Genomic DNA, 7,321 nt, shown 5'->3' on the forward strand with positions numbered 1-7,321 from the left:
ACCCGGTGGCGGTGATCAGTTTGGATACCAAAAAATCGGCGAATCGACCGATCAAACCTTGAACGACCCGCTCGGAACGCAGCACCCATCATGGCTCGCGCCAGGACGCTTTGCGCCCAATTTCATGGAAGGAGACACGCAATGTCGAACAATCACGTATCCATTGAAGATGTTCCGCTCAATGGATTTCATCAGTTACTCACCATCCGCTCGAGCGGAGGCTGGCTCATGGATGGCTATGTCCTGAGCATCATTGGTGTGGCGATGGTGCAATTTTCCGCGGCGCTCGGGCTCACCAGCTTCTGGGAAGGCATGGTGGCCGCTTCGGCGCTGATCGGCATTTTCTTCGGGGGATTCGCGGGCGGCTGGCTCAGCGATCGCATGGGGCGTCAAAAGCCCTACTTCTTCGGGCCCGTGATTTTCTTCGTCTGCTCGATCGCGCAGTTCTGGGTCCACTCGGGAGAAGCGCTGTTCGTGCTGCGCTTTCTCATCGGAATCGGCGTGGGCATCGAATATCCGGTGGCGGGTTCATTGCTCGTCGAATTCATGCCGCGCAAGTACCGGGGTCCGCGCCTCGCCATGCTGACGATCATCTGGTTCCTTGGCGCGGCGCTCGCCTATATCGTCGGCAATCTCATTCTGAGCAGCGGCAGCCCGGACGCGTGGCGCTGGGTGCTCGCGAGTCCTGCCGTGATCGGTCTCGTGCTGTTCCTCGTGCGCATCGGCACGCCCGAATCGCCGCGCTGGCTGCTCAGCAAAGGCCGCAACGCCGAAGCCGAAGCGATCATCAAGAAGGTGTACGGCCCGTCGTTCTCGCTGCGCAACCTGCCCGAGGAACAAGCGGAAAAGAAGATCTCGCTCTGGGCGCTGCTGCATTCCGGCTATGGCAAACGCATGCTGTTTGTCTCGGTGTTCTGGAGCTGCTCCGTGATTCCCGTGTTCGCGGTCTACTCGTTTGCGCCGCGCGTGCTCGAGGCGATGCACTTGACCGGCCAGTGGGAATCGCTCGGCTCCGTTGCGATCACGCTGCTGTTCGTGGTCGGCTGCATCATCGCGACGCGCGTCATCAACGTGCTGGGACGCCGCGCCATGGTGATCCACAGCTTCCTGTGGTCGGGACTCGCCCTGCTCGCGCTGGGCGCCTCCTCGAACGGCTCGGCATGGCTGATTCTGGTGTTGTTCGGCGCCTATGCGGTGCTGATCGGCGGCGCCCAGGTGCTGCAACTGGTGTATCCCAACGAAATCTTCCCGACCGATATCCGTGCCTTTGCAGTCGGCATGGGCGCCTCGCTCTCGCGCATCGGTGCTGCCATCGGCACGTGGCTCGTGCCTGTCGCCCTGCAGACCGTCGGTATCGGCAACACCATGTATGCCGCGGCAGCCGTCTCATTCATCGGCCTCGTTGCTTCACTGGCTCTCGCCCCCGAGACGCGCTCGCTGAGCCTGCAAGAAGCCGCTTCGCTCAATCACTGACACAACCCCGGTGGCGGCGCCCTCACCTGTGCGACGGCGCCCCTTTCGTCAACACGGCAGTTTTGAATTTCGCGGACCCACATCATGAACTTTGAAGGCATCTACACCCCGGCGATCACCCCCCTCACCGAAGCCGGCGAGATCGACAAGAAGGCCTTTGCCGAAGTGCTCGAATCGCTGATTGCGGCGGGCGTCCATGGCATCATCATCGGCGGCTCGACGGGCGAGTACTACGCGCATACCGCGCAGGAACGTTTCGACCTCGGCAGCCTGGCCAAGGAGGTGATCGGCTCGCGCGTTCCCTTGATCATTGGCACCGGTGCCGTGCGCACCGAGGATTCCGTCGAATATGCAAAGGCCGCCAGGGCGATCAAGGCGGACGCGATTCTCGTTGGCTCCCCGCCCTACGCGTTGCCGACGGAGCAGGAAAATGCCGAGCACGCGCTCGCGATCGATCGCGCGGCGGATCTGCCCATCATGCTCTACAACTATCCTGGCCGCATGAGCGTCTCGATGGGCCGCGAGTTTTTCCACACCGTCTGCGAAGCATCGAAGAACTTCGTCGCGATCAAGGAAAGCTCGGGGCAAACCGGCCAGTTGCACATGCTGGCGCGCGAATTCCCGAATCTCGGCCTGTCGTGCGGCTGGGACGACCAGGCGCTCGAATTCTTCGCGTGGGGCGCGCGTAGCTGGGTCTGCGCCGGCTCGAACTTCCTGCCGCGCGAGCACATCGCACTGTACCAGGCCTGCGCGGTGGAAAAGGACTTCGACAAGGGGCGCCGCATCATGTCCGCGATGTTGCCGCTGATGGACTTCCTCGAAGGCGGCAAGTTCGTGCAGTCCATCAAGCACGGCTGTGAGATCGTGGGCCTGCGCAGCGGTGGCGTGCGCGCGCCGCTCAAGGCGCTGAACGAAGAAGAAAAGCAGCAGCTGCAGACCGTCGTTGCCGCACTCAAGCGCGAGGTCGCATCCGTCGTTGGAGGTGAGGCCTGATGTCTTCTCTGCTCAGCGCATCGGAATACGCGGCGCTAGCCGCGAAGCTGCAGTTTCCGACCCAGGCATTCATCGACGGCGCTTTCCAGCCGTCGAGCTCCGGTGAGACGTTCCAGACGACCAACCCGGCCACCGACGCGGTGCTCGCGCAGATCGCCGCGTGCAACGCCGCCGATGTCGATTTCGCGGTCGCGAAGGCCAGGGCGGCGTTCAAGGACGGCCGCTGGCGCAGCCTGCCGCCGTCGCGCCGAAAGGCGATCCTGCTGAAGTTCGCCGATCTGCTCGAGCAACACGCGCACGAACTCGCGACGATGGAGAGTCTCGACAGCGGCAAGCCGATCCGTGAATGCCAGAACACCGACGTTCCCGAGACGATCCATACGATTCGTTGGCATGCCGAACTGATCGACAAGATCTACGACTCCACCGCGCCGGTGGGCGCAGGCGCGCTCTCGCTGGTCGTGCGCGAGCCCATCGGCGTGGTCGGCCTCGTGCTGCCATGGAATTTTCCGCTGCTGATGCTCGCGTGGAAAATCGGGCCGTCGCTCGCGGCTGGCTGCTCCATCGTCGTGAAGCCGGCGAAAGAAACTACCTTGACGGCCCTTCGCGTGGCGGCGCTGGCCCACGAGGCGGGCGTGCCGGCTGGCGTCTTCAATGTGCTGCCCGGCGGCGGCAAGGACGTTGGCGAGCCGCTCGGCCGGCACCCGGACGTCGACATGGTCAGCTTCACCGGCTCCACCGAAACGGGCCGCCGCTTCCTCCACTATGCGGCCGAGTCCAATCTCAAGCGCATCGTGCTCGAATGCGGCGGCAAGAATCCGGCGGTGGTGCTCGGCGACGCCGACGATCTGGACGCGGTCGCGCAGCACGTCGTCAACGGCGCGTTCTGGAACATGGGCGAGAACTGCTCGGCGTCGTCGCGCCTCATCGTGCATGCCAGCGTGAAGGACGAACTGCTGCAACGGATCGGCGTGCATATGCGCGAGTGGAAGATGGGGGACCCGCTCGATCCGGAGCACCGCATCGGCGCGATGGTCAGCAAGGCCCATTTCGAGAAGGTCCGCTCGTATCTCGACCAGGCCCAGGCCGAACAATTGCGCATCGCATTCGGCGGCGACACGCAGCATGGCATTTTCGTCGAGCCGACCGTGGTCGACGGCGTGGGCCACGACAGCCGCTTGTTTCAGGAAGAGATCTTCGGCCCGGTGCTCTCGGTGACGACGTTCAACGACATCGATGAAGCGATCGAGCTGGCCAACGACTCGGTCTATGGACTCGCCGCCTCGGTCTACACCGGCAATCTGAATCACGCGATCCGCCTCTCGCGCGAGATTCGCGCGGGGGTCGTGACGGTCAACTGCTTCGGCGAAGGCGACGTCACGACGCCGTTTGGCGGCTACAAGGAGTCGGGCTTCGGCGGGCGGGACAAGTCGGTCTGGGCGCACGACCAGTACACCGAGATCAAGACCATCTGGATCGACGTGCCTGCTGCAAGCGCATAAGGGCATTTGACGCATGCCGGTCGCGATCATTCACGATGGTCGCGGCCGGCCATGCCACGTTGGCCGCCGCGGCGCGCCGTGGCGGCCCGGCATCATCACCAGCAGGTTCGAAGTATGAAAAACAAGGACACGGCCACGCTGATCGGCCTCGTCGCAATCATGTTGTGGGCGTCGGTCGTCGCCCTCATCCGGGGTGTCAGCGAAAGCCTTGGCGCCACTGGCGGCGCCGCCATGCTGTACACGGTGGCATCGGTCTTTCTCGCCTTGACCGTGGGCCTCCCCAAGCTCAGGCAATTTCCGCGCAATTACCTGCTCTGGGGCGGCCTGTTATTCGTGGCCTACGAACTGTGCCTGTCGCTGTCCATCGGCTATGCCGACAACGGCAGGCAAGCGATCGAAGTGGGCATGGTCAACTATCTGTGGCCCACTTTCACGCTGGTTTCGGCCATCGTGTTCAACAAGCAGAGGGCCAACCTGCTCGTCGTGCCCGGCTTCGTGCTTTCGATGATCGGGATCGGCTGGGTGCTCGGCGGCGATCAGGGCATCGACTTGCCGGGCATGCTGGAGAACGTCAAGGACAACCCGCTGAGCTACGGCCTGGCGTTTTCCGGCGCGTTGATCTGGGCCGCCTATTGCACGGTGACGGCGCGCATGGCGAACGGCAAGAACGCCGTGACACCGTTCTTCATCCTGACGTCCGCGCTGCTCTGGGCCAAGTATGCGATCGACGGCGGCGGCGCGATGCAGTTCGACGTTCACGCGATCGTCTATCTGCTGCTCGCCGCTGCTGCGATGGGCTTCGGCTACGCCGCATGGAACATCGGCATTCTGCAAGGCAACGCCACGGTACTCGTGGGCGCGTCGTACTTCATCCCTGTGCTCTCCGCAGCCGTGGCCGCGCTGCTCCTGCACGCTCCCCTGTCCGAGCCGTTCTGGCACGGTGCGTTGATGGTCTGCGGCGGATCGATGCTCTGCTGGATGGCCACGCGCCCCCGGCGCGAATTGGGGGCAGACTTGCATTCATAGCGCCGCCAGTGCGCATCGTATGGTGAATTTTCGTCCGGCGATTTATAGTACACAGAAAGTAGACAGAGAATTCCGATGAAACAAAGCCCCGACGAATCCCCGCTCGACACGACCGTTCCTCTCGACCGCAAGGCCGTGCTGGCCGACACCCTGCGCCGCCGGATCGTCAGCATGGAGTTGCAGCCAGGCGCCGTGGTCGACGAACTGGCCCTGTGCGATGAATTCGGTCTGTCGCGGCCGCCCGTGCGCGAGCTCATGCGCCAGATGGCCGCCGAAGGCTATATCGAGCTGGAAGCCAATCGGGCGGCGCGCGTCTCGTCGATGAACTACCACTCGCTGCGCAGCTTCTTTCTGGCCGCGCCGCTCATTTATGTCGCGACGACGCAACTCGCGGCGGCCAATGCGAACGCAGCGGACATTGCCAGGCTCAGGGACATCCAGAAACGGTTCCGGCAGGCGATCGATGCAGACGACGTGGACAATCGCGTGCTCTACAACGACCAGTTCCACCTCGAGATCGGCAGGATGGCGCAGAACGATTATCTGATGCCGAGTCTGCGGCGTCTTTTGATCGATCACGCGCGCCTTGGCAAGACGTTCTACCGCTACCCTGCCTCCGAAAGCATGCAACATGAAATGCATCAGGCGGCGAACCAGCACGACGAGATCATCGACGCCATCGAGCGCCGCGACGCCGAGCGGGCCGGCGAGCTCGTGAAGGCGCATTGGGAGCTTTCGCGCCGTCATATGACGGACTATGCGATTCCAGAAGGGCTTGAAGTGCCGCTGAGTTTCGCCTGATCGGCGCGGCATCTGCGGACCGTGTCCGAGGGGCGTTCGCCGAACATGAGGCGATAGTCCTGGGCAAAACCGCCGAGGTGCAAAAAGCCCCATTTCATGGCGGCAGCTGTAACCGAATCGCTGGCGCGCAACGCGCGGCATGGCTGCTTCGTGAGCCGCTCAGCGTCGTTCAACTTTCGTTCTCCATGCCGCACCTGATCGCCCCTACCCACCCGGAACCGGCACGGCCGCTTCGATTCGGCATCGTCCTGTTGCCGAATTTCACGTTGACGGCCTTTTCGGGTTTCGTCGATCTCCTTCGCCTCGCAAGCGACGACGGAGACATGAGCCGCCCCGTGCGCTGCACCTGGACCCTCGTCGCGGAATCGCTCGTGCCGATCCGCGCGAGCTGTGGCATTCAGGTGACCCCGTGGGTCACGTTCGAAGACGCCGGCGCGTTCGACTACCTGGTGGTCGTGGGGGGATTGCTGCATTCGGGACCCTCGGCGAGCGACGCGACGCTGCGCTTCATCCGCGCCACGGCAGCGACTTCCGCGACGATCGTCGGCATCTGCACGGGCGCGTTCGCGCTGGCTCGCGCGGGCGTCATGCAGGGTTACCGCATCTGCGTGAGCTGGTTTCACTACTGGGACTTCGTCGAACGCTTTCCCGACATTCCCGAAGCCAGCCTGATCGCCGACCGGCTCTTCGTGGTCGACCGCCGGCGCATCACCTGTTCGGGAGGCCGCGCATCGATCGATGTCGCCGCCGCGATACTGTTACGGCATTTCGACGCCAGCATCGTCCAGAAAGCCCAGCGCATCCTGATCGTCGACGATGCCCAGCGCGGCAGCGCCCCGCAGCCCTACCCGCCAGGTCTCGATCCCGCTTCGCATCCCAAGGTGCGCCGGGCCATCCTCGTCATGGAGCAGCACATTGGCAATCCGCTCGCGCTTCCGGAACTCGCAAGGCGCGTGGACACCTCGGTGCGGCAGCTCGAACGGCTGTTCTTCGCCGAGACCGGCAAGTCGCCCAACGTCTACGGGCGCCAGATGCGCGTGCGTATGGCCGCCTGGATGCTGACCGCCTCCGACCGCACCATCGCCGATATCGCGATGTCCTGCGGATTCTCCGACGCCTCGCATTTCGGCCGGGAGTTTCGCAAGACATTCAACGATTCGCCTGGCGCGTACCGCATCGCGCGCTCGCATGCTCACGAAGCGGCTGTTGTTGCCGAATGACACAGGTGCGGCACATCCCTGGGGCTTGTCGCAAACGTTCTATCACGCCGGCGTCGCGTGCTTTCAAATAATGGCAACGCGGCCATCGTGCTGCGAAGCAAGGCGCGCCAGATCACGCGCTGGAACCTGAGAGCAAGATCGCGCGCAAGCCGACACCGTTGTTGTCTCGTCAAACCGCAACTGGAATAGACATGTTCAATAGAACCACCTCGACCGTCGAAAACGTCGATCCCGAACTCTTCAAGGCGATCGAACTCGAGAACCGCCGCCAGGAAGAGCACATCGAGCTCATCGCGTCGGAAAATT

6 protein-coding genes are annotated in these 7,321 nt (G+C 63.4%); all 6 read left to right on the plus strand.

Going from position 1 to position 7,321, the window contains the following annotated elements:
* Nucleotides 1-141: 141 nt before the first annotated feature.
* Nucleotides 142-1,473: an MFS transporter gene (locus tag BO1_RS42045; protein ID WP_028222689.1), complete on the plus strand. Its 1,332-nt coding sequence runs from the start codon at nucleotides 142-144 to the stop codon at nucleotides 1,471-1,473.
* An 84-nt stretch (nucleotides 1,474-1,557) separates the two neighbouring features.
* Complete coding sequence (locus tag BO1_RS42050) at nucleotides 1,558-2,466, plus strand: dihydrodipicolinate synthase family protein (RefSeq protein ID WP_028222690.1); 909 nt, start codon at nucleotides 1,558-1,560, stop codon at nucleotides 2,464-2,466.
* A complete protein-coding gene (locus BO1_RS42055) occupies nucleotides 2,466-3,968 on the plus strand; it encodes an aldehyde dehydrogenase (protein WP_028222691.1) in 1,503 nt (500 codons plus the stop codon). The genes BO1_RS42050 and BO1_RS42055 overlap by 1 nt, the downstream gene beginning before the upstream one ends.
* Nucleotides 3,969-4,082: 114 nt before the next feature.
* Nucleotides 4,083-4,994 (plus strand): aromatic amino acid DMT transporter YddG, encoded by a 912-nt coding sequence (yddG, locus tag BO1_RS42060; protein ID WP_028222692.1) that lies wholly within the window; start codon nucleotides 4,083-4,085, stop codon nucleotides 4,992-4,994.
* Between the two features lie 75 nt (nucleotides 4,995-5,069).
* The gene (locus BO1_RS42065) at nucleotides 5,070-5,795 is read left to right on the plus strand and encodes a GntR family transcriptional regulator (protein WP_028222693.1); all 726 of its coding nucleotides are present in this window, start codon (nucleotides 5,070-5,072) and stop codon (nucleotides 5,793-5,795) included.
* Nucleotides 5,796-5,980: 185 nt separating this feature from the next.
* Nucleotides 5,981-7,015, plus strand: coding sequence for a GlxA family transcriptional regulator (locus BO1_RS42070; RefSeq protein ID WP_043288773.1), 1,035 nt, complete (start codon nucleotides 5,981-5,983; stop codon nucleotides 7,013-7,015).
* Nucleotides 7,016-7,321 lie beyond the last annotated feature (306 nt).

Origin of the sequence: Paraburkholderia oxyphila NBRC 105797 (assembly GCF_000685075.1) — a bacterium.
GTDB classification, from domain to species: domain Bacteria; phylum Pseudomonadota; class Gammaproteobacteria; order Burkholderiales; family Burkholderiaceae; genus Paraburkholderia; species Paraburkholderia oxyphila.

Bases quoted from the DNA above. Each gene is read 5' to 3' on its own strand.
- BO1_RS42045 (WP_028222689.1), top strand. From the start codon at position 142: ATGTCGAACAATCACGTATCCATTGAAGATGTTCCGCTCAATGGATTT.
- BO1_RS42050 (WP_028222690.1), top strand. From the start codon at position 1,558: ATGAACTTTGAAGGCATCTACACCCCGGCGATCACCCCCCTCACCGAA.
- BO1_RS42055 (WP_028222691.1), top strand. From the start codon at position 2,466: ATGTCTTCTCTGCTCAGCGCATCGGAATACGCGGCGCTAGCCGCGAAG.
- yddG (WP_028222692.1), top strand. From the start codon at position 4,083: ATGAAAAACAAGGACACGGCCACGCTGATCGGCCTCGTCGCAATCATG.
- BO1_RS42065 (WP_028222693.1), top strand. From the start codon at position 5,070: ATGAAACAAAGCCCCGACGAATCCCCGCTCGACACGACCGTTCCTCTC.
- BO1_RS42070 (WP_043288773.1), top strand. From the start codon at position 5,981: ATGCCGCACCTGATCGCCCCTACCCACCCGGAACCGGCACGGCCGCTT.